Raw genomic sequence first — 24,954 nt, 5'->3', positions numbered from 1 at the left:
TCGAGCAACGCATCGACAACAAGATCATCCGGCCGAGCGCGAATTACACCGGTCCGGAGAATTTGAAGTTCGTCCCGCTGGCAAAGCGTGCGTAAAGCGCATCAGCCCTCTTTACGGTGATACGCGAGATCCGTGAAGAGCTTCGGCCCGTCGCCGCGCCGGCGGCGGGTTATTTTTGAAATCGGCGCCTAAAATAGCCCGGATTTCCAGTCGAAGGGGTCTTCCCCACAATACCTTTGAGCATGGCGCGCGAAAGACCATGCCATGACCGAGACACGGCGATGAACACTGCAAACCGCAAACCCCTGCCCGGCACCACACTCGATTACTTCGACGCGCGCGCAGCCGTCGAAGCGATCGCGCCCGGCGCTTATGACAAGCTGCCCTACACCTCGCGCGTGCTCGCCGAGAATCTCGTGCGCCGCTGCGATCCGGCGATCCTCGAACAATCGCTGATGCAGCTCGTCGAACGCAAGCGCGAGCGCGATTTTCCGTGGTTTCCCGCGCGCGTCGTCTGCCACGACATTCTCGGACAGACCGCGCTCGTCGATCTCGCTGGCCTGCGCGACGCGATCGCGGACCAGGGCGGCGATCCCGCGAAGGTGAATCCGGTCGTGCCGGTGCAGCTCATCGTCGATCATTCGCTCGCGGTGGAATGCGGCGGCTTCGATCCGGATGCGTTCGCGAAGAATCGCGCGATCGAAGACCGGCGCAACGAAGATCGTTTCCATTTCATCAACTGGACGAAGAAGGCGTTCAAGAACGTCGATGTGATTCCGCCGGGCAACGGCATCATGCATCAGATCAATCTGGAGCGCATGTCGCCGGTGATTCACGCGGTCGATGGCATCGCGTATCCCGATACGCTCGTCGGCACCGACAGCCACACGCCGCACGTCGATGCGCTCGGCGTCATCGCGATCGGCGTCGGCGGGCTCGAAGCGGAGAACGTGATGCTCGGCCGCGCATCGTGGATGCGTCTGCCGGATATCGTCGGCGTCGAGCTGACGGGCAAGCGTCAGCCGGGCATCACGGCGACCGATATCGTGCTCGCGCTCACCGAATTCCTGCGCAAGGAAAAGGTCGTCGGCGCGTATCTCGAGTTCCATGGCGAAGGCGCGTCGAGCCTCACGCTCGGCGACCGCGCGACGATCTCGAACATGGCGCCCGAATACGGCGCGACCGCCGCGATGTTCCATATCGACGAGCAGACGATCGAGTATCTGCGTCTCACGGGCCGCGACGACAAGCAAGTGAGCCTCGTCGAGCATTACGCGAAAACCGCTGGCCTGTGGGCCGATTCGTTGACGCACGCGGAATACGAACGCGTGTTGCGCTTCGATCTGTCGACGGTCGTGCGCAACATGGCGGGTCCCTCGAATCCGCACAAGCGCCTGCCGGTGTCGGAACTGGCGACGCGCGGCATCGCGGGCAAATGGGAAGAAACGCCGGGGCAGATGCCGGACGGCGCGGTCATCATCGCGGCGATCACGAGTTGCACGAACACCAGCAATCCGCGCAACGTGATCGCGGCGGCGCTCATCGCGCGCAATGCGAATGCGCAAGGTCTCACGCGCAAGCCGTGGGTAAAGTCGTCGCTCGCGCCGGGCTCGAAAGCGGTCGAACTGTATCTGCAGGAATCCGGTCTGTTGCCCGATCTGGAAAAGCTCGGCTTCGGCATCGTCGCGTTCGCGTGCACGACGTGCAATGGCATGTCCGGCGCGCTCGACCCGGCGATCCAGCAGGAGATCATCGATCGCGATCTGTACGCGACCGCCGTGCTGTCCGGCAACCGCAATTTCGACGGCCGCATTCATCCGTATGCGAAGCAGGCGTTTCTCGCGTCGCCGCCGCTCGTCGTCGCGTATGCGATCGCGGGCACGATCCGTTTCGATATCGAACGCGATGCGCTCGGCATCGGCAAGAACGGCCAGCCCGTGTATCTGAAGGACATCTGGCCGAGCGATGAGGAAATCGACGCCATCGTCAAACAAAGCGTGAAGCCCGAGCAGTTCCGTCGCGTCTACGAACCGATGTTCGCGTTGACCGCGCAAAGCGGCGAAGCCATCAGCCCGCTCTACGACTGGCGCGCGCAAAGCACCTACATTCGCCGTCCGCCGTATTGGGAAGGCGCGCTTGCAGGCGCTCGCACGCTCAAGGGCATGCGCCCGCTCGCGGTGCTCGGCGACAACATCACGACGGACCATCTCTCGCCGTCCAACGCGATTCTCGCGAACAGTGCGGCCGGCGAATATCTCGCGAAAATGGGCTTGCCCGAAGAGGATTTCAATTCGTACGCGACGCATCGCGGCGATCATCTGACGGCGCAGCGCGCGACGTTCGCGAATCCGACGCTCATCAACGAAATGGCCATCGTCGATGGTCAACAGAAGAGAGGCTCGCTCGCGCGCATCGAACCCGAAGGCCGCGTCACGCGCATGTGGGAAGCCATCGAAACGTATATGGAGCGCAAGCAGCCGCTCATCATCGTCGCGGGTGCGGATTACGGACAAGGCTCGTCGCGCGACTGGGCCGCGAAGGGCGTGCGTCTCGCGGGCGTCGAAGCGATCGTCGCGGAAGGCTTCGAGCGCATTCATCGCACGAACCTGATCGGCATGGGCGTGCTGCCGCTCGAATTCAAGCCGGGCGAAAATCGGCAGACGTTCGGCATCGACGGCACCGAAACCTATGACGTCATCGGCGAGCGCAAGCCGCGTGCTGATCTCACGCTCGTCATCCATCGTGCGAACGGCGAACGCGTCGAAGTGAGCGTGACGTGCCGGCTCGACACGGCCGAGGAAGTCTCGATCTACGAAGCCGGCGGCGTGCTGCAACGCTTCGCGCAGGACTTCCTGGAGTCGTCGAAAGAAGCGGCCTGACATTCAATCAAGGATACGAATCACATGGCACACGCACCTCAGATCAAGATCGCCGCGACCTACATGCGCGGCGGCACCAGCAAGGGCGTTTTCTTTCGCCTGAACGATTTGCCCGAAGCGGCGCGCGTGCCCGGCCCCGCGCGCGATGCGCTCTTTCTGCGCGTGATCGGCAGCCCGGACCCGTATGGCAAGCAGATCGACGGCATGGGCGGCGCGACGTCGAGCACGAGCAAGACGGTCATCGTCTCGAGGAGCGCGCGCGCCGGACATGACGTCGACTATCTCTTCGGCCAGGTCGCCATCGACAAGCCATTCGTCGACTGGAGCGGCAATTGCGGCAATCTTTCGGCGGCGGTCGGTCCGTTCGCGATCACGAGCGGCCTCGTCGATCCCGACCGCGTGCCGGATAACGGCATTGCAATCGTGCGCATCTGGCAGGCGAACATCGGCAAGACGATCATCGCGCATGTGCCGATGACCAACGGCGCCGTCCAGGAAACGGGCGACTTCGAACTCGATGGCGTGACGTTCCCCGCCGCCGAAGTGCAGCTCGAATTTCTCGATCCCGCCGCCGAGGAAGAAGGCGCGGAAGGCGCGATGTTCCCGACCGGCAATCTCGTCGACGATCTGCACGTGCCCGGCGTCGGCACCTTCAAGGCGACGATGATCAACGCGGGCATTCCGACGATCTTCGTGAACGCGGAGGACATCGGCTACAAGGGCACCGAGCTTCAGGACGCGATCAACGGCGACGATGCCGCGTTGAAGCGCTTCGAAACCATTCGCGCATACGGCGCGCTGCGCATGGGGCTCATCAAGAGCCTCGATGAAATCGCCAAACGTCAGCACACGCCGAAGATCGCGTTCGTCGCGCGTCCGAAGGAATACGTCGCGTCGAGCGGCAAGCGCATCGGCGCGGACGATGTCGACGTGCTCGTGCGCGCGATGTCGATGGGCAAGCTGCATCACGCGATGATGGGCACGGCGGCGGTCGCCATCGGCACGGCGGCGGCGATTCCGGGCACGCTCGTCAATCTCGCGGCGGGCGGCGGCGAGCGTCAGTCGGTGCGCTTCGGGCATCCGTCGGGCACGTTGCGCGTCGGCGCTGAAGCCGTCGAGGCGAACGGCGAATGGCAAGTGAAGAAAGCGATCATGAGCCGCAGCGCGCGCGTACTGATGGAAGGCCGCGTGTCGGTTCCCGTCGTCGCGCTGGATTGAGTGTCGGGCGCGCGCCGACATCGCGCGATCGAACTGTCGTTCGGAGTACGCCGTTATGCGTCGATAAATTCGAGCGAAACCGATGACCGGCGCGCTCTGCTTCGCTTGGCACAACCTGTGCAAAAGATCGAATGGCGACTCGTCCGTCGCCATTCAATTACTTTTATTTTTGCCGGGAGACCTGCCATGACCACTCTGACCATCACCGACCTGCCGTGCGTCGAAACGATGCATCGCAATGCGATGTCCGCCATTCACGGCGGCATGCTGTATCTGACCAATCCCGATAGCAAGAAGCTTCCCGAGATGCCGAAGCTGCCCGATTCGTGGCCCGGCGCCGCGCTGCTGAAGGAGCTTCATCTTCCGCCGCCGCTGCCCGCGCTACCGTCCGCGCCTCCGCCGCTGGATCCGCGTCTGCTGTGAGCGGCCGACGATGTCGCACCGAGTTCGAGGTGCGACATCGATCGAAGCGCTTCTTACGTCGTCGATCACGCCGGACCTTCGCTTGAATCCTGTCGAAACAGGCACACCGTTTCATCTCTTCTCCTTTCAACGAGTCAACAACGAAGTACGCGCGCGGGCATGCCGCATGCGCAAGGGCTAAAAACCACGCGCATTCGGGAAGAGAAGCTATGTCCACTTCATCCGCCACTTCGAGACCTCCATCGAAATTCGCTCCGGCGATATTCGAATTGCTCGATCCCATTCCTTACGGGCTTTTTGTCGGCACGCTGATCTTCGACATCAGCTACGCCATCACGCGCAATGTGTTCTGGGGAAAAGGCGCGGCGTGGCTCGTGACGGCCGGTCTCATCATCGCCATCGTTCCGCGGCTGCTCAATCTCGGTCACGTATGGCTGCAAAAGCGGCGCGCGGTCTCGCGGATCGAACGAATCGATTTCTGGCTCAATCTGATCGCGATCGTCGCCGCTGTCGTCAACGCCTTCGTGCATAGCCGCGATGCCTATGCGATGGTTCCGGAGAACGTCATTCTCTCGGTCATCACCGTGGTGTTTCTGAGCATCGGTCATATCGCGATGGCCATGCACCGGCTCGTTCTCGCGGAGGCGGCTCATGAATAAGCGCACGATGATAGGCGCGCTCGCGATCGCATTCGCGGCATCGATGAGCGGATGCAACGAACACGCGCAGTACGATGCGCAACATCAGGCGGGCGAGAAGCCTCCACTGCCGGACGCACGCAACTTCTTCGCGCCGCCGATGCAGGTTCCCGAATACGTCGGCTGGCGCAACGGCGCGACGCCCAAGGTCGCGGAAGGATTGCGGATCGAAAAGATCGCGTCCGGTCTCGTGCATCCGCGTCAGGTCTACGCGCTGCCGAACGGCGATGTCCTCGTGGCCGAATCCAACAGCCCGAACGAGGAAGCGGTGACGACGCCCAAGCAACTCATCGCCGGATTGATCGCGAGCAAGTCGGGGAAAAAGGCGAAAGGCGCGAATCGCATCGCGCTGTTGAGGAAAAGCGCGAGTGGCGAGTGGGAGCGGCATGTGTTCATCGATCAACTGCATTCGCCGTTCGGCATGCAACTGATCGGTGACACGCTCTATGTCGCGGATACCGACGCGATCCTCAAGTTTCCCTACAAGACGGGCGAAACGAGCATCGCCGAGCGCGGCGTCGAGCTGGCCGATCTTCCGGACACGATCAATCATCACTGGACCAAGGCCCTGCTCGCGAGCCCCGATGGCAAGAAGCTCTATGTCGGCGTCGGCTCGAACAGCAATGTCGGCGAGAACGGACTGGAGGTCGAATACCGGCGCGCCGACGTTCTCGAAGTCGACACGGCGACGGGCGCGAGCCGTATCTATGCAGCGGGCATTCGCAATCCGACCGGACTGCAATGGGAACCGAAGTCGAAGCAGCTCTGGGCAATTGCCAATGAACGCGATGAAATCGGTGCGGACCTCGTCCCCGACTATCTGACTTCAGTAAAAGAGAATGCGTTCTATGGCTGGCCGTATAGCTATTACGGACAGCACGTCGATCCACGCGCGCAGCCGCAGCGCCCCGATCTCGTCGCCCGCGCGATTCCGCCCGATTACGCTATCGGTTCGCACGTCGCGCCGCTCGGGCTGACGTTCTATACGGGCGACAATCTGCCGGCGCAATATCGGGGCGGCGCGTTCATCGGCGAACATGGCAGTTGGGATCGCTCGCCGCTGAGCGGTTATGTCGTGTCCTACGTCGCATTCGAAAACGGCAAGCCTGTCGGCGCGCCGAAAGATGTCGTGACCGGCTTCACATCGGCGGATCAGAAAGAGCTATACGGCGCACCCGTGGGCGTGGCGCAGGATCGCGACGGCGGCCTTCTCATCGCCGATGACGTCGGCAATGTCGTATGGCGCGTCACGGGAACAGGCGGATGATTCGCGCTTGAATATCCGGTACTTTTCAACGAATCGAAACGCGCGCAGTCGATGCCGACCCGCGCGCGTTCATCGTCTATAGTGAGAGATCAAACCTCGGAGGCTCCATGATCTTCTCAAGGCGTCATGTTCTGGCCGGCGGAATCCTGACTGCAGCCCTGCTTACCATTCCAGTAGCTCACGCTCAAATCGGCAATCTGCTCAATCAAGGTAAAGAGAGCAGCAGCGGCGGCGCACTCGGCAACTTGAGCGGCCTGACCGGAGGCTTATCGATGGATTCGCTCACGTCGGGCAGCACGAGCAATGTCGCGGGCGTTATCGAATATTGCGTCAAGAACAACTATCTCGGCGGCAGTGCGTCATCCGTCAAGGACGGGCTGATGAGCAAGCTCGGCGGCTCGGCTTCCAGCGATTCAGGCTATACGAACGGCGCGAAAGGCATTCTGGATAGCGGCAACGGCAAGCAGCTCGACTTGAGCGGTGCGGGGCTGAAGGAACAAGTCACCAAGCAGGTCTGCGACAAGATTCTCGCTCAGGGAAAATCCCTTCTGTAGCGATCTTTTCTTGCCGCCGTGAGCGTGCCTGATCGAAGACTTCGCTTCAGGCCTCGTCGCCGAACAGCGCGGCTTGCGCGGCGGCTTTGGTCGTCTTCGTGGCGCGCGTGTCGGCGAGAAAATCATCGCGATTCTTTCCGACGATCCATTGCGGCGCGCGGCCGCGTCCGCTCCACGTCGCGCCGCCGATGGGATCGCGATACTTCGCTTCCCTGACCGGTTCCTGCGCTTTCGGCTTGCTGCCTGACAGCTCTTCCAGACTGATGCCGTACTGGCGCATCTTCTGCACGATTTCGATCAGCACCTGGCGCGTTTCGCGTTCCTTCGCTTCGGCCAGTTGCTTGTTCAGCGCGTCCTGTTTCGCCAGGAGTTCTGTGATTTCCGGTGTTGTGTAAGCCATTTCCTGATTCAATGTATGTGTATCGACAGCTTGCCGCATTGCCCTTGCGCCGATTCAGCCCGCCCAGCTTGTTCTGCACGGACGTCAACGCTTTGATGTTGCGACCGTGCCCGCCCTTGATAACGGGTCGAAAAATTCGAGCATGGGGAGAATACGCCAGTACAAAGCGCGGAGCATTCTGAAGGCGACGCGAAGCTGGGGAAAATCTTGCGCATCGCTCGTCGTGGATAGCTCTTTCGCTCTTTGCACTCCTTCCGCGATTACCTGCGTCGCCAGTGACGAGAAAGCACTGGCTATTGAGTTCGTTTTCGAGAGTGACGATCCGGTAGTACGCCGGTCGGCTTTGAAGAAAGTGGTTGGCCGTGGCAAAGGCCAGTCACCATCCCTATCCATTTCAATGCCTCGAGTTGAACAAAAAATCGCCTGGCTCAGACATTACCACAATGAACTGGCCGCATCGCATGTTTGTGACCGTTTGATGAAGCGATTTCCGCCTGTTGCGTGTACGCCGCCCGTGCTTTACGAGCTTGCCGAGTGAGTAAGGTTCTGTATTAGCATACACAGCTAATCAGGCTCTGCCCGATTCGATGGCGCGTGAAGCGCGTCGAGAATACCTGGAAGTAAAAGGGAGACCGGTTTGAAGAAACGCGCCACCGTGATCTGTCGCAGAGGCAAGCGCATCCTTCTTGTCGCCCGCAGTCAGTCGAAGTGGGCCTTGCCGGGCGGAATACTCAAACGTGGAGAACATCTTTCGGATGCCGCACTGCGCGAGCTTCGGGAAGAAACGCGGTTATCGGGAAAGTCGGCCAAATATCTTTTCGACTTTCGCGGCAAGCAGAAACACCATCACGTGTTTTCCTGCGCAGTCCCGAATCGGGCAAAAGCTCGCCCGAGTAACGAAATATCCAAATGCCGCTGGGTTCATCTCGACGACATCGCGCGCCTGATAACCAGCGCGCCGACAAGCGATATAGTCAAACTTATGAATCAGCGACGCAGAAAGTAATCGTCAAGAGCGGATATACGCCTATTGATCGGCGACTTCCACGCGATCACGTCCGCTTCGCTTCGCACGATACAGCGCTGCATCGGCGAGGCCGTATGCGATGTCGAAGCCGGTTCCCGCCGCATTATTGCTGATGCCGAAGCTCGCCGTGATGCGTCGATCCACCGGCTCGACGACCAGCGTATCGCTGATTGCCTCACGCATGCGCTCGGCGAGCAGCGCGGCGCTGTGCGGTTCATGTCCGGGCAACAGCACGGTGAATTCCTCGCCGCCCACGCGTCCGATGAAACCCTGATCGCCCACGATGCGCCGCAGGCAATCGACGACGCCCAGAATCACCGCATCGCCGGTGGGATGCCCGAAGTCATCGTTGATCCGCTTGAACTCGTCGATATCGAGCACGATCATCGCCGCGCTCGTCGAGCGCAGCGCTTTCGTGGCCTGCTCGATGACGGCGCTCCGATTCAGCACGCCCGTCAGCGCATCGTGCGACGCGCGATGCGCCAATTGCTGCGCGAGCGTCTGCATCTCGCGCTCGGCGCGGTCGCTGCGGCCGATCAGACGCCGCGTTTCGCGCATGAGGCGCTCGAAATGATCGATGAGTTCCCCCAACGACCGGCGATATTCCGCGGCGCCGGCGTCGGGCGCCGCGTGCATCGCGCGCGCCTTGTCCAGCGCCGCACTTTCGTTCTGAAACAGATCCGGCGTCGGATCGTCGGACGATGTCGATGGCATGCCTACCGTCCCGGATGAGCGATGAGACGGTCGGTGAATTCGATCGCGCGGAAATCGGCCTTCAGTTCTTCGCCGAACTCGGCGATGGTCTCGTCTTCCTCGTCGTGATACCAGTTCATCAATACGCGGCTGCCCGATTGCGCTGCCTGATCGAGCGCGTCGAACATGCTGAACAGCATCTTGGTGCTCGAGCTATTGAAGTAAGTCAGCGCGACGTCGATCGTGACGACGGCTCCGGCATGCTCGGCAAGATACTTGCGCATCTGCTCGATGACGGGCGCATAGAACGCGGCCGCATTCTCGGGATAGGACTCGCCCTTGAGCGACAACGCGTGCTGATCGAAACGCAAATCGACCTCGGGCGATGTCGTCGTGGCGGCAATATAAAAGTTATCCATGTTCTCGTGCCTTCCTGCTCAGATGATGGCCATAAGGCAAAACAGCGTGGTTCCGGGTTCGTCGGCACGCGGATGAAAAGCGAATTCGAGCGGCGCGCTCGCATCGCGCGCCATCGTCAGAAAACCCAGGCCGGCGCCTTTGCTGTCTTCGGGTGTATCCGAACGCAGCGATAGCTTGTACGCCTGCCTTATCTCTTCGAGCGACATGTTGCGAAGCGGCTCGAGCTTGTTACGCAGGCTTTCCACTTCGGCGGTCGCCATCGGATTGACGCATAACATGACGTGATGTTCGCCGTCCTTCGAGATGCATACCGCGCCCTCGCGTATCGCGCCTTCGTCTTCGCTGCCCTGCAAAAGCGCATTCGACGAGTAATGAACGATGTTCTGCGAAAGCTCGACAAACGAAGAGAAGAGCTTGCGGCGCGTCGGACCGCTCACGCCGGCGACTTCCAGTTGCAGCTTCACGACTTCGCCCATGGCCGCGACGATGTTATGCGAGAAATATCCCTTGTGATAGAAGAGAACATTGCGTCGCTGCGCCAGATCGAAAAAGGCGCTGTCCTGATCGAGTAGTTGAGACATGCTTTGAATTGACTAGATACGGGCACAAAAGAACGTGACATCGTCGCGGCGCGGCTGCACGCCTTGCCAATGCGCGAGCGCCTGCCGAACGTGCTCGCAGATCGTCCATGGCGACTCGCCGCGATGTGCGTGGATAACATCGAGAATGCGGCGCCGGCCGAAGGAAATGTTTCGCGGGCCGCCGATCTGATCCGTCAGCCCGTCGGTGCAAATGAAGATCAGGCTGCCGGCCGGAGCCGCGATCGCGCGCAGATTCCACGCGTAGTCCGCGCGGCTGTCGACATAACCTACGCCCATGCGATCGGCCGCGATGGTTTGGAACTCCGCCGCATCGGGCGGGAGAATATGCAGCGCGACGCGCGCGCCCGCGAAATGCAGCACGTTTTCCGAAGCATCGAGCCAGAAAAACGCGGTGTCGAGTCCGTCATTGGATTGATGCCCGGCGGCATCGCCGTTCACTTGCCCGAGCAAGCCCTTGACGTTGCGATTGACCGCCGCGAGCAACGCAGCCGGATCGCGCGGACCGATCTGCTCGATCGCCTTCGACAGCGACGCCGAAGCAAGCAAGGTCATGAACGCGCCGGGAACGCCGTGACCGGTGCAATCGGCCACCGCACCGAACCAGCCATGCGGGAACGCCGCGAAATGATAGAAGTCGCCGCCGACGACATCGCGCGGTTCCCAGACCATCGCGACATCGCGAAGCTGCGTCGACAATGTGTCGTCGGATGCGCGCAGCATGGCGCGCTGTATCACGCTCGCATATTCGATGCTCTGCATGATCTGGCGGTTCTTCTCCGCCTGCATTTGCGCGACCGCGCTCACGAGTTCGAGGCCGCTGCCCACGCCGGAGAACCGTCCGCCGCGCGTGACGATGAAACCATCGACGAGCGCCTTTTCGCCGGCATCGACGGTTCTGAATGCGAGGGTTTCGATGCTCACGTCCGCTTCGACGATCAGCGGCTCCTTGTCCATGAACGCGATGCAACTCTTCTTGTCGTAAAGCTCGCGATGAAAAGGCTTGCTCATCTGCGACATGAAGATATCGCGGTTGATCAGTCCAATTGGGCGCAATCCTTCGATCACGGCCAGGCTTCCCATGTCGCGGCGCGCGGAGAAGATTTCCATCACCAGTGCATTGGAGCCCTCCGCGTCGACAAAGGGGACTTCCCTGCAAAGATCGCCGGCAGTACGAAGATCTCTCTGCCCGGAAAAACCGCGAAAGCTCGAGAACGCTGAGTGCATGACAACGCTGGCCGATGTATGAAGAAACAGTGCACGCTAAGGCTTCTTCATGAACTTTCGGTGACAAGACGCAGCGTCATTCGCCTCATTGTTGCGAAAGCGTTAAAGCGGCCAAATGCAAACGTTTGCCGCCTGTTCCGCGCTGAAACACGCTGATTTTTTGTTTTCAGGCCCGGCGTTCGTGATAGATCGCGAGCCATACGGTCGGCTCGACGGCATGCGTCCATGCGACGCGATGCCGGCAATGCGGTTCGATCAGCACATGATCGCCGGGACGCATTTCGAGCAGCGTCGAATCGTCTTCGAATTCGAGCGCGGCCGCGCCCGACAGCAGCACGACCCATTCGGCGCGCGAGTCGTCGTACCAGAATCCTTCGGGGCTCGCGTGCCCCATCGACACGATCCGCTCCACGTTCAGACGCTCTCCGGTGACGAGCATGTCGACACGCTCCTCATTGCCGCGCTTCGCTTCGAAGCTGAAAAGATTACCAGTCTGGATTTGCATGGCTCGACCTCGGTATTGAAACGAACTTGCCGTTCTATCGTGCCCGAGATACGCCGATCGAGCGATCGGAAAAAATACGCGAGTCGAATGGGCGTCGAATTGGCTTCGCACATTCGTGCTAGCCTGAAAGACGGATCTTTCATCGCGAGGAGTGGCGCGTGCAGATTTCCGATCCGACATCGCTGTCCCGGCTGGAGCAGATTCCGGAGTCCGCCTTCGATCTCATCGTCATTGGCGCGTCGGCGGGCGGGCACATGGCCACGGCCAGTCTCGTCGACGGCCTGCCGAAAGACTTGCCGCTCACGGTCGTGCTGATGATGCACCTGCCGCCCGAAGCAACACTATGGGTCTTCGAACGACTCGCGTATCGGGTCGAATGGATCACCGCCGGCTCGCGCATCGGCGGGCGCAGGCTGATGGTCGCCCCGCCGCACGCCTTCGTGGAATTGCTGCCGGACGGTTCCTTCGTGCTGTCGCCGTGTCCCGGCGGCGCGATCGAACGGCCGATCGACCGGCTCTTCGAATCCGTTGCGCGCAGCTTCGGCCCGCGAGCGATCGGCGCGATCCTGACGGGCCTCGGCCGCGACGGTTCGGTGGGCGCGAACGCGTTGCGCGCCGCCGGCTGCCGCCTGATCGTGCAGAGTCAGGCGAGCGCGGAATATCCGCAAATGCCCGCAGCCGCCATCGCCACGGGCGCGGCGGACATGGTGGTGCCGCTCGACGACATCGGTCAGGTCATCGGCGAGATCGTCTGCGGAACGCCACAGCCGCGCATGCGCTCGGAGCTGCGCGCCATCAACCGCACGTTCGGCGATGCCGGCGAGATCGCGCATCTGGCGCGAGAGATCGACTGGTGCCGCACGCCGCTCGGATGCGTGCTCGGCTGGCCTGCCGAACTGCAGCTTACCGTACGCACCGCCATCGATTCACCGCAGGCGATGTCGATCCTGTGGGGCTCCGATCTGATTCAGATCTACAACGACCGCTGGCGCGTCTTCCTCGGCGCGAAGCATCCGCTCGCCCTCGGCCGGCCCGCGCACGAGACGTGGCCGGAGGTCTGGACGGACGTGCTCGGACCCATCGCCAAGGGGGTTCTGACTCACGGCGAGGCGGTCGCGGGCGAAGATTTCCCGATCATGATCGACCGGCACGGCTTCGTGGAGGAAGTTTTCGTCACGTTCTCGTACTCGCCCATCCGCGATGTGCAAGGCCGCGTGCTCGGCGTGCAGAACACGGGCTGGGAGACGACGCGCAACGTCGTCGCCGAACGCCGCACGCGCGCATTGCACACGCTCGCGAAGGCGCTTGCCGACGCCTTGTCGCGACGCGAAGCCTGCGAACGCGCCGCCGCCGCGCTCGCCAGCGCGCCGGCGGATTTGCCGTTCGCCCTGATCTATCTGTTCGACGAAACGGGCCAGCAGGCGAGCCTTGCGGGAGCGGCCGGTCTCGAGGCCGGCTGCGCGGCTGCGCCCTACACGCTCTCGATGAACGTCCGGGACGACGGAAGCTGGCCGATGTCCGCGGCGTTGGCGGCGTCGAGATCCGGCGTGCTGACGGGCTTCGCCGTCGACGATCTCGACTGCCGCTTTCCCGGTCTCGAGGCGCCCGTCACGGCGCCCCGGCGCAGCCAGCGCCCGACGCGCGCGCTGATCATACCGCTCGGCACCGCGACGCGAGCCCGGCCGCTCGGCGTCCTGATTCTCGGTCTCAGCCCGCATCGGCCTCAGGACGAAGCGCACGCGCACTTCATCGATCTCGTCGTTCAGCAAGTCAGCGCGGGAATCGGCGACGCGCTCGCCAATGAACTGGAGCGCGAGCGGCTGGCGCGGCTCGCCGAAATCGATCGCACGAAGACCGAGTTCTTTTCAAATGTGAGCCACGAATTCCGCACGCCGCTCACGATGATGCTCGCGCCGCTCGACGAGCTGCTCCGCCAGCATCCGTCGCTGCCGGAGAAGGCCGCCGCGAACGTCGTGGTCGCGTCGCGCAATGCACGCCGCCTCTTGCGGCTCGTGAACAGCCTGCTCGATTTCTCGGACATCGATGTTCAGGGACGGCCCGCCGTCGCGCCGATCAATCTCGGCCGGCTCACCGCGGACATCGTCAGCGCGTTTTCCGGCGCGATCAAGGCGGCGGGACTCGATTGCCGCGTCGCCATCGACATGGACATGCCGCCCGTGCCGGTCAACGTCGAAATGTGGGAGAAGATCGTCTCGAACCTCATTTCGAACGCACTCAAGTTCACGTTCGAAGGCCATATCAGCGTTCGCCTCAAGGCGATCAGGCTGCATGCGGAACTGGAAGTCATCGATACCGGCGTCGGCATTCCGGCGTCGGAGCTGCCGAACGTCTTCACGCGCTTTCATCGCGTGCAGAAATCCCGCGCGCGCACGGCGGAAGGCGCGGGCATCGGTCTCGCGATCGTGAAGGATCTCGTTCAGCGTCTGGGCGGGCAAGTGTCCGTGCGCAGCGAGGAGCATTCCGGCACCACGTTCCAGGTCTGGATTCCGCTGACTTCGCGCCTCGAAACGATCGAGCGCCCGGACCTGAGCGGGCGCGAGCCGGCGCTCGCCGCACTGCTGGCCGATGAAGCGGCGCGCTGGCTTCGGCCGAACGGATCGCTCGAGGACGATGACCTCGTCGAGTTGAGCGCGGCCACGGGACCGAAACGCGGCCGCGTGCTGGTCGTCGACGACAATGCGGATGTTCGCGAGCATCTGCAACGTCTGCTCGGCGCGCGCTGGGAAGTGGACGTCGCGCCCGACGGCACGCTCGCGCTTGCTCAGGCGCATCGGCACCGGCCCGAGCTGATCCTCGCGGATGTCATGATGCCCGGCATGGACGGCTTCGCTCTATTGCGCGCGATACGCGAGGACGATGCGCTCAGGGACACGCCTGTCATCCTTCTCACGGCCTACGCCGGCGAAGACTCCGCGATCAAGGGGCTCAAGGCCGGCGCCGACGACTATGTCGCGAAGCCGTTTTCCGCGCGCGAGCTGCTGGCGCGCGTCGAAGGGCAGATCGAGCTGTCACGCTCGCGCTTACGCACGCGGGAAGTCAACGCGTTTCTGGTGCGCTTCTCGAACGCGGCGCGCGATCTGACCGATCCGCAAAGCATGATGCACCTGGCTTGCCGGATGGTCGCGGGGCAACTGGACACCGAGCAGGTCGAGTGGCTGCCGATCGAAGATTGCGCGACCTGTGAGCCATTCGCGTCGGCGTACGAGCGAGGCCAGTCGGTCGTCATCAGCGATACGCAGGCCGATCCGCGTCTGTCCGCGACGATCAGGCAGAGCCTCGCCGAAGACGGCATCGGCGCGGCTGTTTTCGTCCCGGTGATGGCCGAAGGCCGCTTGCGCGGGCTTCTTCGCGTGACGCAACGCACGTCCCGCCGCTGGATGCCGGAGATGGTCGCGCTGGTCGAAGGCGTTGCGGGCCGTTGTTGGGCCGAGGTCGAGCGCGCCCGTTCGGCGGACGCGCTGCGCGACGCGCTAGAACACGAATCCGCGCTGCTCATGGAACTGAGGCGCCGGGTACGCGGCATCATCGCCGAGATCATCTCGGTCAACGCGCGCACCGCCGATGGCGCGGGAAGCGTCGAACGCCATGCGTCGCTCATGAACGGGCGGCTGCAAGCGCTCGCGCGCATCGAGCAAGCACTTGCCGATGGACTGAACGTCGAAGTGGATCTGCACGACATCGTGCGTCTCGAGATCGATGCGCTGGGCGAAACGAACGGCAAATTCGATATCGACGGAGAGCATGCCGCGCTTTCATCGGAAGCCGCCGAGACGATGACGATGATCGTCCACGAGCTCGTCGTCAACGCACTGGAATACGGCGCGCTTTCGGCGGATGGCGGAGCCGTGACGATTCGCTGGGCGCGCGTCGACCGAAGCGGCGCGACGTGGCTCTGCTTCGACTGGACCGAACATGGCGGGCCCGTGCTCGACGCGTCGGCGAACGTTCGACGACGCGGCTTCGGCACGGAGATGATCGAACGCAAGGTCGCCGACGAGCTCAATGGAAGCGGCCGGCTGGAGATCGGGCGGAACGGCGCGCGATGTCACATCGAGTTTCCGCTGGGCGACACGCGCGGCCGGCCGTGAACGTTACATGAGGCTTCCCCACTCGTAGTCCACCTTGTCGGGATGCAGCGCGAACATGCCCGCGCCCGGCGTGAACGTCAGCTCGCCGAAGTAAATCCAGTCTTTCGCATCGTACAGATCGACGCGCACGAATTCGAAATCGCTCGACAGCTTTCGCGCGATCGAAACGAGCGCATCCAGATTCGCCGGTCGCGGAGCCGGAGTCGGGCTGCGCGGATAGTGGCCCATGCCGATATCGAGAAGGTTCCAGTCCGCGTCGTACATGTCGCCGCGCGGGCTTCCGAAACGATCCGAAATAACGAGGATGAATATCTTCGGATCGCCCGACTGCTTGTTGAAGACATGAAACTTCAGATCCGGCGGGACCTTTCCATCTTCTCCGGTAAGAAGTGCCTCGAAGAAAATGCGCCGCTCGATGGTTCGGTAATGTCGTTCGCGTGCAATCGCATAAAAGTCGGTCGATAACCAGCTTTTCGCCATTGCATCGAGTTTCTCGAATGACGTTTCGTTCTTGTCGCGCACGACATGCACGAATCCGCTGCCGTGATTCGCCTTCATGACGAAGGATTGGGGAAGCGCATCGAAAACACTTCTCGTGAAATCGGATGGTTCAGCAACCAGCGGCACGAGATACTCGCTGCCGATCTTTTCCGCAACGTATTCACGTACTTTCAGCTTGTCGCTGAGGTCGCCGAAGCGTGGATCGGGTTCGAGGCAGCGCCGCAGGATTTTTTCATTGAATGTCGTCGGATTGCGCAGCTTTGGAAATCGTCCGATCCGGCGACGATGATAAATGGTCAAGTACAGGTTATCGGGCAACCAGTCCCTTACGCTGTGAAACAACGTCTTCGAGAGAGTCATTTACTCCCCTCCTTTATTCTGTACGTCAGACGAAACCCCGTCCGCCCCTTTCTCCGGCCGCGCGTTAAATGCGAACCGAATTTCGCCGCGGCGCTGTTCCATTTGCCGTCGGCACTTCATCGAAACCTTGATTTTCTGCTGAATCGTGGACTGCACGTATGTACGCGAACGCACACACCCGAAAACCACGGTGTCAGAACACGTTTCCAAAAGTTGCTTTGCTTGCGACGACATTTCTTCGACGTTAAATTTCCTCGGGCCGGCGAATCAGATAACCGGACCGGTTTCTCTCTTTCGATGAGTCGCTGGACTTCACCGACGCAAGTCAGACCATAACGCATCCGGTCGATAGACGAGCGTCGTAGCGACAGGCGTCAACATTTGCGTCAATCGTATCGAGACCGTCTCCACGAGCAAGCGCGTTTCTTGCATCGAGAGCGGCTCGCGATGCTTCCGATGCCGGATGCACGCCACGCATGCGTCGCGCATGCGGCCGCAGTGCAACCCGCAACACCTTCAGAAATCCTTAGGGGCGGAGTCGACACATGCTCAAAGAGAAACAGATGAACACGCGCTGGATGACAAGCGCACTCGCGGCCGCAGCGCTCGCATTGCTCGCCGCTTGCGGTGGCGGCGGCGGTTCGGGCAACGGATCGAGCTCGCCCACGAGCTCGGGCGAAGGCGGTGCAAGCTCACCGGGCGGCGCGAGCGCACCCTCCGGCGCGAGCACGCCTTCGACGACGACCGGCACGCCGACGCTCGCCGCCGCGACTGCAGTCGTCGATGGTACGACGATCGGCGCATCGCAATGGAGCGACGGCTCGACATCGACGGGCGGCACCGGCCAGGCCGTCGCCAATCTGAACTGCACGGTCGCCGGCAATAAATACAGCTATTCACATCTGTCGATTTATCAAAACGGTAAGCAACTCTCGTTGCCGGCGAACGTCGGATACGTGAAGCCGACCATGGCGAAGCAGACGGGTTGCGTGTATCCGGTCCACACCGTCGATGCCTCGGGCAAGATCCGCATGGACGTGACATCGAATGCGTCTTACACGCTCGGGCAGTTCTTCTCCGTCTGGGGTCAGCCGCTCAGCACGACCAACGTGGCGGGCCTCACGGGCAATGTGACCGCGTGGGTGAACACGGGCGGCACGCTCACCAAATACACCGGCGATCTTTCGAGCCTCGTGCTGCCGGACAAGGGCGAAGTGACGCTCGTCATCGGCGCGACGCCGACGCAGATCGCGACCTATACGTGGACCGATCCGCCGCCGTTCACGTCGACGGTGACGACACTCAGCTACGGCGGCCTGGTGGGCAATCTGTACTTTACCGATGGCAATACGGCGACGGGCGGCACCGGCGCGCCGGTCGATGGCCTGATCTGCGCGGCGGGCATGGCCGAGACGTTCCACGTTCACTCGCACGTCGCCATCTTCAAGGACGGGCAGTGGCTCGCGTTCCCGAAGAATGTCGGCATCTTGTCTTCGTGTAACTATGAAACGCACACGCATGACAACACCGGCATCATTCATATCGAAACGCCGAACTTCAAGGACTTCACGCTCGGCCAGGTATTCGATGTCTGGGGCATGCCGCTTTCGAGCACGAACGTTGCGGGCATCACCGGCGACATCGTCGTCTATATCAACGATAACGGCGACGTGCGGCGCTACACGGGCGATCCGCGCAACATTCCGCTGACGTCCCTGCGGGATATCACGTTCCAGATCGGCAAGCCTTTGACCACGCTTCCGACTTATTCGTGGTACGAGCCGCAGTAACGACAGCATGAACGCCGCGGTTCAGGCCGCGGCGTTCGATCACTGCCCGCATTCCTCTTTCTTTCAACACCCAATGTCATCGGCGTCTATGTTCGGCACCACATTGAACGCCGGTGCACAAGCTGCTATGTTTTCCGCATCGCAGTCGAGCCGAAATGCGCTCGCGCGAGTATCTGTCATGGCAGAGACAAGCACGGCTCGACGATTCTTTAAACACGACGTTAGCTCGCCGTCGAGTATGATGATTTCAATACCTGCCTTGTCTTCCGGGGTTTTTCCGTCGTTTGACCGATCGTCGAGCCCTGAGAGCGTTACGCTCTGCCGTGTCTTTGCATAGGCTTTTCCAAGGGGACTTCGTCGTCGTGAAGATACTGATCGTGAACACACTCTATTTTCCGGATGAACCCGGAGGGGCCGAAGTATCTACGCGACTACTGGCCGAGGGTCTGGTCAGGGCAGGCATCGAAGTCTGTGTGGTCTGCGCGACCGGATCGGGTGTCGACCATGTGGACAACGTGAATGGTGTGAAGGTCTATCGGCTTCGCTCGGTCAATCTTTACTGGCCGCATCTGCGCGAGAAGCACGGCCGCGTCGCCAAGCTGATCTGGCATGCCATCGATGTCTATAACGTCATCATGTCGCGCAAGCTCGCGAGCATCATCGCGCGTGAAAAGCCGGACGTGATCAGCACCAGCAATCTGTCTTGCCTCTCTGTCGATATCTGGCGTCTCGCACGCAATGCCGGCGTGCCGATCGTGCATACGGCGCGCGATTACTATCTGATGTGTCCGACCGCGATCATGTTCTCGCATTCGAAGCCATGCCAGCGGCAGTGCGGCGTGTGCTCGGTGTATGCGCAGCCCAAGCGCATCGCGTCGGCGCGCGTCGCGGTCGCTGTCGGCGTGAGTCGCTTCGTGTTGCAAAAGCATCTGGAAAGCGGCTACTTTTCGCGTGCGTCGCGCACGGCGGTCATCTATAACGCGTGCGAATCGCTTGAAACTTCGACTGCGCCGCCGCGCACGCGCCGTTATACAGGCGGCCCCGTGCGACTCGGCATACTCGGGCGCGTGTCGCGGGAGAAAGGGCTGGAAGTGCTGCTCGAGCAATTGCTCGCCGACGATACGCTGCAATGGACGCTAGCCGTAGGCGGCCATGCGGATGCCGATTATCTTCAGGCGCTCAAGTCGAAGTACGACGATCCGCGCATCGAATATCTCGGCCGCGTGAAGTCGGACGCGTTCTACGACAGTATCGACATTCTCTTGGTGCCATCCATCTGGAATGAACCGTTCGGGAGGGTCACGGTCGAAGCGTATTCGCACGGCGTGCCGGTCGTCGGTGCAAACACGGGCGGCATTCCCGAAGTCATCGAGCCGCGCACGAATCTGGTGTTCGACATCGCGCAGCCCTCTTCGATCATCGGCAAGCTGCATGAAGCGGTGGCGTTGCTCGACGACCCGCGCGTGCACGAGCGTTTCCGCGAATATGCGCGGCGCTTCAACGTCGATGCGATGGTCGAGTCATATCGCGCGCTGTATGAAAGCGTGCTCGAAGAACAGGCGCTGCCACGCGCCCTATGTCCGTAACCTTGCCACGGTCCATATCGTTTTTGCTGCTGGCCACAAGGTAAAAATCGGGCTATCGATTCATAAGGAAGACGCAAAGCATGTAGGCAGCACGCAAATTGAAAAAACGCGATACCCCTTGCTTTCATGGGGTAAACTGGGCCGCACACCTTGCAGGATCAAAGTTCAGCTCGAACGACCGCACTCGATTTCCAATCCTGTCGTCGATCGGATCGAGGTGACGCGGCGCCAACTGTCAGCCATCAGCTCATACGCTGTAGAACCGGAGCCGCGACACATGAAGGGTCATCCGCCCCGTCACATCATCGGCAAGCGCTCAACAAGCTACGGCGCGCGCGAAGACTTTCGCACCGCCAAGCCGCCGGCTCGTAGTGATCTGCATCCTGTCCATACGCCGTGAAAGTACTGATCGCGAACACGTTATATTTTCCAGACGAGGTCGGCGGCGCCGAAGTTGCGACGCGACTCCTTGCCGATGGCCTCATCAAGGCAGGCATAGAGGTTTGCGTGGTCTGCGCGACCGGCACAGGCGACGATCGCAATGAAGTCGTCAACGGCGCGAAGGTCTATCGTCTGCGTTCGACCAATCTCTATTGGCCGCATGCGCCTGGCGAGCATTCCCGCGTCGCCAAGCTGATCTGGCACGCGATCGACGTGCGCAACACGTCGATGACGCGAAAGCTCGCCGAGATCATCGAGCGCGAGAAGCCGGACATCATTCATACTGCCAACCTCTCGTGTCTTTCCGTCGATGCATGGCGCGTCGCCAACAACGCGGGCGTGCCTATCGTACATACGATCCACGATTACTATCTGTTGTGCCCGACGGCGAGCATGCTCACGGCCGGCAAGCCCTGCGCGAGTCAGTGCGGCGTGTGCTCGCTGTATGCGAAGCCGAAGCAGATCGCATCCGCGCAGGTCAGCGTTGCGGTCGGCGTCAGCGATTTCGTCTTGCAGAAGCATCTCGAGAGCGGTTTTTTCTCGCGTGCGGCAAAGACGACCGTCATCAACAATTGCTATCAGCCGGCCATGGATTCCGTCGCGGCACAGCATTCGAGACAAGATGGAAACGCTCCATTGCGACTCGGCATGCTCGGGCGCGTGCTGCCTGAAAAGGGCGTCGAGTTGCTGCTGGAACAACTGCTCGCAGACCAGACGCTCGACTGGACACTCTCGATCGGCGGCACCGGAGATCAGGACTTCGTCGATTCGGTCAAGACGAAATACGCGGACCCGCGCGTGACTTTCCTCGGACGGGTCGATCCTTCGGATTTCCTGAGCAGCATCGATATTCTGGTGGTGCCGTCCGTGTGGAACGAACCGTTCGGGCTGGTCGTCCTCGAAGCGTATTCGCATGGCGTGCCCGTCGTCGGATCGAATATGGGCGGCATTCCCGAGATCATCGAGCCGCGTTCGAATCTCCTGTTCGACGTCGGCCGGCCCGAGACGTTGATCGACAAAATTCACGAGGCGACCGCCTTGCTCGACGATCCTTCTACGCGCGACCGGCTGCGTCAGCATGCGCGCAAATTCAGTCTCGATGCGATGATCCGCTCCTACGTCGAACTGTACGAAGGAATGGTCTGCCTCGAAGATCGAAAGCCGTGGCTCGCGACAGGACGTGAGGCGAATTGAGCCGCGGATGTTTCATGCGGGTCTTCGCGCATCAAAACGACATGCTGTAAGCGCGGTCTTCGTCTGCGACGTTACGCATGCGGCGTTCGAGATCGGCAAGATCGCCTGACGACGGGAGATAAGCGCTGTGCGAAGGCATGTCGGTACGGGAAACCAGCTTGCCGAGAAGATGCGAAAGCAGTGCGAACATGATGTGCTCCTTGTCGTGTAGGAGGCGGCGTTTGCCGTATCGCTTCACCGCCTGACGCAGCGCGCATGACGTTCGTTCGTCGAACCTGCTTCACATGCATCGCCGATGTGAAGCAGGTTACTTCCCGTGAATTAGCTTCGAATGAGTGCTTTCATTCAAGCCTTCGCGTAAATCGAGCTTCCGAGCGTCAGTGTCGTGCCGCCACTCGCTGACGCAAAGCGGATCTCATAGAGATCGCGACCGAAGTTACCAGGCACCTTGACCGACATGCCGCCGCGATCGTCCGAAAGCGGCACGAAGAGTTGATAGCGAAGGTCCGTGTTGCCGTACAGCACATAACCCGGCAGTTCGGGCAACGTGGTCAGGTAAGCCGGTTCGTTCCCATCGATGACGATCGGCACGGCCGTTGGCGAATCGTTCGTCAGGGTCCATTGCGTGTCTAAACGCTGCTGCCATGCGGTGTCGAGCGGCGTGAGCGCGGCGAGTTGCTGACCGACCGGCAGCGTGAGATACGCGTAACCCGCGCCTGGCACCACACGCTTCATCAGATAGCGATAGCTGTACGCGTGGCCGTTCTCATCGGTTCCGGAAGCGACCGTGAAGCGATACGAGGCGCTATCGCTGTTGCTCCACCACCATCCGTCACTGCGATACTGGTATGCGCCAAGCTGCGTCCACGCACGCTTCTTTCCATCCCACTGGTTCAATTGCAGGCTGCCGTCCGGATTCGCGATCACCTGGAATGGCGAGTCGGAATTGCCGTAGATACCGCCAGCCGTGACGATGTTCGGCGCCGATGCGGCCGATGGCGCCGTCGTGCTGATCTTGGCCGGCAGCGAGGCGATCGAGCCGTCCTCTTTCAGCGCGGAGAGCACGAGCGATTCGGCGATCTTGCGAGCGTCGTAGCCCGAATTGCCCGTGATCATCAGCGCGAGTTGCGCCTGTGGCACGACAAAGAACTCGCTCGAATAGAAGGCCGTTCCGCCGTCCTTTTCCCATCCGAGGACGCCTGCTGCATCGAGCGCCGGTTGCCTGATCGAGTCCCAGCCGAGTCCCCATTTCCATTCGGGCGACGGATTAATCAGGAGTCCGGTAGTTTGATCCGTGCCCATCTGCGCGATGCCCGCCGCCGATACTACGCGCTGCCCCTGAAACATGCCGCCGCCGATGATCATCTGCGCGAGATTCATCATGTCGCCGGGCGTCGAGCTCAACCCGCCCGTCGCATAGGCGTTGACGAATTCCTGATACTGCGTGCCGTTCGCAAACGGATACGAGAACGAGCCGCTGCTCGGCACGCTCGTTAGATAGCTGGAGTTCGTCATCTTCAGCGGCGCGAGGATGTTCGCTTCCACGAAGCTTGCGAAGCTCTGCCCTGTCATCGCGAGGACGATCTGCTCGATCATCGTGAAGCCGTCGTTGCAATACACGGCAAGCTCGCCGGGGTAATGCTTCAGATGCGTATTCGCGAGTTCGGCTTGCGTATCGGCTGCGTAGCCGGGAACCGGCGCGAACGTGAAGAGATTGCGCGAATTCGTGCCCGGCAGTCCCGACGAATGCGAGAGCAACTGGCGCGTCGTGATCTTCGCGTACTCGGGCGAGAGCATCGTGAATGTCGGGAGATAACGGACGATCGGCGTATCGAGCGTGATCAGTCCGCGATCCTGAAGGATCGTCGCTGCGAGCGCCGCAAACAGCTTGCTAACGGAGCCGATGTTGAAACGCGTCTGGGTCGTCGCCTTGGTTTGGTTCGGCACCGACGATACGCCGAACGCCTGCTGCCAGAACACGTTGCTGCCCTTGAGCATGGCCACCGATATTGCCGCGACGGGCTGCGTCGGATTGCCGATGGCCTGCTGGATTGCCTGCTGCCCCATGGCGACGGTTTGAGGATAGGACTGGGAGTCGGCGTTATCGCTGCCGCAGCCGGGAAGAAGTGTCGCGAGCATTCCGGCGCCGGCCATGCCGAGGAACTGCCGACGGCCCGTGCTCGCTATATTCGGGCTGAAGATTGAAGGGGCGCGGGTACGGTTCGATCGGGGCACGACGTCTCTCCTTGTTGTTATCTGCAAGGCGTACTCTGTGCGGCTCGTTCCTTTTGCGCTCGATTATAGGCATGAAAATCGCGCAATCGAGGGAAGTTTCCGCTACGCGGGCGGATGCGGCAGTGTCGCCACTAATGCGAATGAATCTCGTTGTCGGCTCGTCATCGCCGAACGTCTATTCTGAGTGTGTGGCAACGCGACCAGGCGGGAGACGGTATGCAAGGCGATTCGAAAGTGATTGACTACCTCAATGCCGAGCTGAAGAACGAACTGACGGCCGTGCATCAGTATCTTTTGCACGCGCGTCTCTATCAGCATTGGGGATTTGAAGAACTCGGCGCGCACGAATACGACGAGTCGATGGACGAGTTGACGCATGCTGACAAGCTGATCGAGCGAATCCTCATGCTCGATGGACTGCCGAATTTGCAGGATCTTCATGCGTTGGCCATTGGCAAGCAGACGCTCGAAGCTCTGCAGAACGACCTCAAGCTCGAGCAGGCGGCCCAAGCGCAATGCAAGGAGGGGATCGTCTATTGCGAATCGGTGCGGGACTTTGTCTCAAGAGGGATCCTGGTCGAACTGCTCGACGCTACCGAGGATCACATCGATTGGCTGGAGATTCAGATCGGCCTCATCGACAAAATCGGCATCGAGAATTATCAGCAATCGGCTATTCGCAAGCTGGCGTGAGATGCTGTGAAAGTCCCAACGCAAAAACCCCACCTTTTGGGGTGGGGTTTTTGTTTGGAGCATGAGGAGCCTGACGATTACCTACTTTCACACGGGTATCCGCACTATCATCGGCGTGGAGTCGTTTCACGGTCC

The 24,954-nt window shown here is 61.2% G+C and carries 21 protein-coding genes; 12 read left to right on the top strand and 9 right to left on the bottom strand.

Annotation, left to right across the window (positions count from 1 at the left end):
- Positions 1-281 precede the first annotated feature (281 nt).
- The 6 genes from acnD (at position 282) to NCS02_RS33450 (ending at position 7,039) form a co-directional block, all read left to right on the top strand.
- Complete coding sequence (gene acnD, locus NCS02_RS33475; RefSeq protein WP_250520495.1) at positions 282-2,879, top strand: Fe/S-dependent 2-methylisocitrate dehydratase AcnD; 2,598 nt, start codon at positions 282-284, stop codon at positions 2,877-2,879.
- 24 nt (positions 2,880-2,903) lie between these two features.
- Complete coding sequence (prpF, locus tag NCS02_RS33470; protein WP_250520494.1) at positions 2,904-4,097, top strand: 2-methylaconitate cis-trans isomerase PrpF; 1,194 nt, start codon at positions 2,904-2,906, stop codon at positions 4,095-4,097.
- Positions 4,098-4,283: 186 nt separating this feature from the next.
- Positions 4,284-4,520 (top strand): hypothetical protein, encoded by a 237-nt coding sequence (locus NCS02_RS33465; protein WP_008345877.1) that lies wholly within the window; start codon positions 4,284-4,286, stop codon positions 4,518-4,520.
- Between the two features lie 209 nt (positions 4,521-4,729).
- Entirely contained in the window at positions 4,730-5,179 is a 450-nt protein-coding gene (locus NCS02_RS33460) for a DUF2231 domain-containing protein (protein ID WP_175982217.1), read from the top strand.
- Positions 5,172-6,485, top strand: coding sequence for a PQQ-dependent sugar dehydrogenase (locus tag NCS02_RS33455; RefSeq protein WP_250520493.1), 1,314 nt, complete (start codon positions 5,172-5,174; stop codon positions 6,483-6,485). Before NCS02_RS33460 ends, NCS02_RS33455 begins: the two co-directional genes overlap by 8 nt.
- Positions 6,486-6,592: 107 nt before the next feature.
- Positions 6,593-7,039, top strand: coding sequence for a YjjA family protein (locus tag NCS02_RS33450; protein WP_175982219.1), 447 nt, complete (start codon positions 6,593-6,595; stop codon positions 7,037-7,039).
- A 46-nt stretch (positions 7,040-7,085) separates the two neighbouring features.
- Here NCS02_RS33450 and NCS02_RS33445 read toward each other — a convergent pair whose 3' ends face one another.
- The gene (locus tag NCS02_RS33445) at positions 7,086-7,439 is read right to left on the bottom strand and encodes an H-NS histone family protein (protein WP_008345885.1); all 354 of its coding nucleotides are present in this window, start codon (positions 7,437-7,439) and stop codon (positions 7,086-7,088) included.
- A gap of 637 nt (positions 7,440-8,076) precedes the next feature.
- Here NCS02_RS33445 and NCS02_RS33435 point away from each other — a divergent pair.
- Positions 8,077-8,445 carry an NUDIX hydrolase gene (locus tag NCS02_RS33435; protein WP_008345887.1) on the top strand — a complete coding sequence of 123 codons (369 nt, stop codon included), beginning with the start codon at positions 8,077-8,079 and terminating at the stop codon, positions 8,443-8,445.
- A 21-nt stretch (positions 8,446-8,466) separates the two neighbouring features.
- Here NCS02_RS33435 and NCS02_RS33430 read toward each other — a convergent pair whose 3' ends face one another.
- The 5 genes from NCS02_RS33430 to NCS02_RS33410 all read right to left on the bottom strand — a co-directional run bounded on the left by NCS02_RS33430 (position 8,467) and on the right by NCS02_RS33410 (position 11,910).
- Positions 8,467-9,180 carry a GGDEF domain-containing protein gene (locus tag NCS02_RS33430; protein ID WP_250460624.1) on the bottom strand — a complete coding sequence of 238 codons (714 nt, stop codon included), beginning with the start codon at positions 9,178-9,180 and terminating at the stop codon, positions 8,467-8,469.
- A 2-nt stretch (positions 9,181-9,182) separates the two neighbouring features.
- A complete protein-coding gene (locus NCS02_RS33425) occupies positions 9,183-9,578 on the bottom strand; it encodes a DUF1987 domain-containing protein (protein ID WP_008345890.1) in 396 nt (131 codons plus the stop codon).
- 18 nt (positions 9,579-9,596) lie between these two features.
- Positions 9,597-10,160 (bottom strand): SiaB family protein kinase, encoded by a 564-nt coding sequence (locus NCS02_RS33420; RefSeq protein WP_008345892.1) that lies wholly within the window; start codon positions 10,158-10,160, stop codon positions 9,597-9,599.
- A 12-nt stretch (positions 10,161-10,172) separates the two neighbouring features.
- Entirely contained in the window at positions 10,173-11,288 is a 1,116-nt protein-coding gene (locus NCS02_RS33415; RefSeq protein ID WP_250437800.1) for a SpoIIE family protein phosphatase, read from the bottom strand.
- A 283-nt stretch (positions 11,289-11,571) separates the two neighbouring features.
- Positions 11,572-11,910 carry a cupin domain-containing protein gene (locus tag NCS02_RS33410; protein WP_008345896.1) on the bottom strand — a complete coding sequence of 113 codons (339 nt, stop codon included), beginning with the start codon at positions 11,908-11,910 and terminating at the stop codon, positions 11,572-11,574.
- Positions 11,911-12,068: 158 nt separating this feature from the next.
- Between NCS02_RS33410 and NCS02_RS33405 the strand changes: the two genes are divergently transcribed.
- Positions 12,069-16,019, top strand: coding sequence for a chemotaxis protein CheB (locus tag NCS02_RS33405; protein ID WP_250520492.1), 3,951 nt, complete (start codon positions 12,069-12,071; stop codon positions 16,017-16,019).
- Positions 16,020-16,022: 3 nt separating this feature from the next.
- Here NCS02_RS33405 and NCS02_RS33400 read toward each other — a convergent pair whose 3' ends face one another.
- The gene (locus NCS02_RS33400) at positions 16,023-16,880 is read right to left on the bottom strand and encodes an ATP-grasp fold amidoligase family protein (RefSeq protein ID WP_250520491.1); all 858 of its coding nucleotides are present in this window, start codon (positions 16,878-16,880) and stop codon (positions 16,023-16,025) included.
- A 545-nt stretch (positions 16,881-17,425) separates the two neighbouring features.
- Here NCS02_RS33400 and NCS02_RS33395 point away from each other — a divergent pair.
- The 3 genes from NCS02_RS33395 to NCS02_RS33385 all read left to right on the top strand — a co-directional run bounded on the left by NCS02_RS33395 (position 17,426) and on the right by NCS02_RS33385 (position 21,891).
- The gene (locus NCS02_RS33395; RefSeq protein WP_008345902.1) at positions 17,426-18,670 is read left to right on the top strand and encodes a hypothetical protein; all 1,245 of its coding nucleotides are present in this window, start codon (positions 17,426-17,428) and stop codon (positions 18,668-18,670) included.
- A gap of 377 nt (positions 18,671-19,047) precedes the next feature.
- Positions 19,048-20,256, top strand: a complete 1,209-nt coding sequence (locus tag NCS02_RS33390) for a glycosyltransferase family 4 protein (RefSeq protein WP_250523625.1) — start codon at positions 19,048-19,050, stop codon at positions 20,254-20,256.
- 396 nt (positions 20,257-20,652) lie between these two features.
- Positions 20,653-21,891, top strand: coding sequence for a glycosyltransferase family 4 protein (locus tag NCS02_RS33385; RefSeq protein ID WP_008345906.1), 1,239 nt, complete (start codon positions 20,653-20,655; stop codon positions 21,889-21,891).
- Positions 21,892-21,922: 31 nt separating this feature from the next.
- Here the strand turns inward: NCS02_RS33385 and NCS02_RS33380 are convergent, their stop codons facing one another.
- Both NCS02_RS33380 and NCS02_RS33375 read right to left on the bottom strand, forming a co-directional pair.
- Complete coding sequence (locus NCS02_RS33380) at positions 21,923-22,081, bottom strand: DUF3563 family protein (protein ID WP_250520490.1); 159 nt, start codon at positions 22,079-22,081, stop codon at positions 21,923-21,925.
- Between the two features lie 155 nt (positions 22,082-22,236).
- Positions 22,237-24,030, bottom strand: coding sequence for a serine hydrolase domain-containing protein (locus NCS02_RS33375; protein WP_250460612.1), 1,794 nt, complete (start codon positions 24,028-24,030; stop codon positions 22,237-22,239).
- 312 nt (positions 24,031-24,342) lie between these two features.
- Between NCS02_RS33375 and bfr the strand changes: the two genes are divergently transcribed.
- Entirely contained in the window at positions 24,343-24,819 is a 477-nt protein-coding gene (gene bfr, locus NCS02_RS33370; RefSeq protein WP_250442157.1) for a bacterioferritin, read from the top strand.
- The last annotated feature ends 135 nt before the right edge of the window (positions 24,820-24,954 follow it).

Origin of the sequence: Caballeronia sp. NCF2, assembly GCF_023631205.1 — a bacterium.
Lineage (GTDB): Bacteria > Pseudomonadota > Gammaproteobacteria > Burkholderiales > Burkholderiaceae > Caballeronia > Caballeronia zhejiangensis.
Note: the sequence above shows the minus strand (reverse complement) of the source record. Positions and strands in the feature narration are given on the sequence as shown.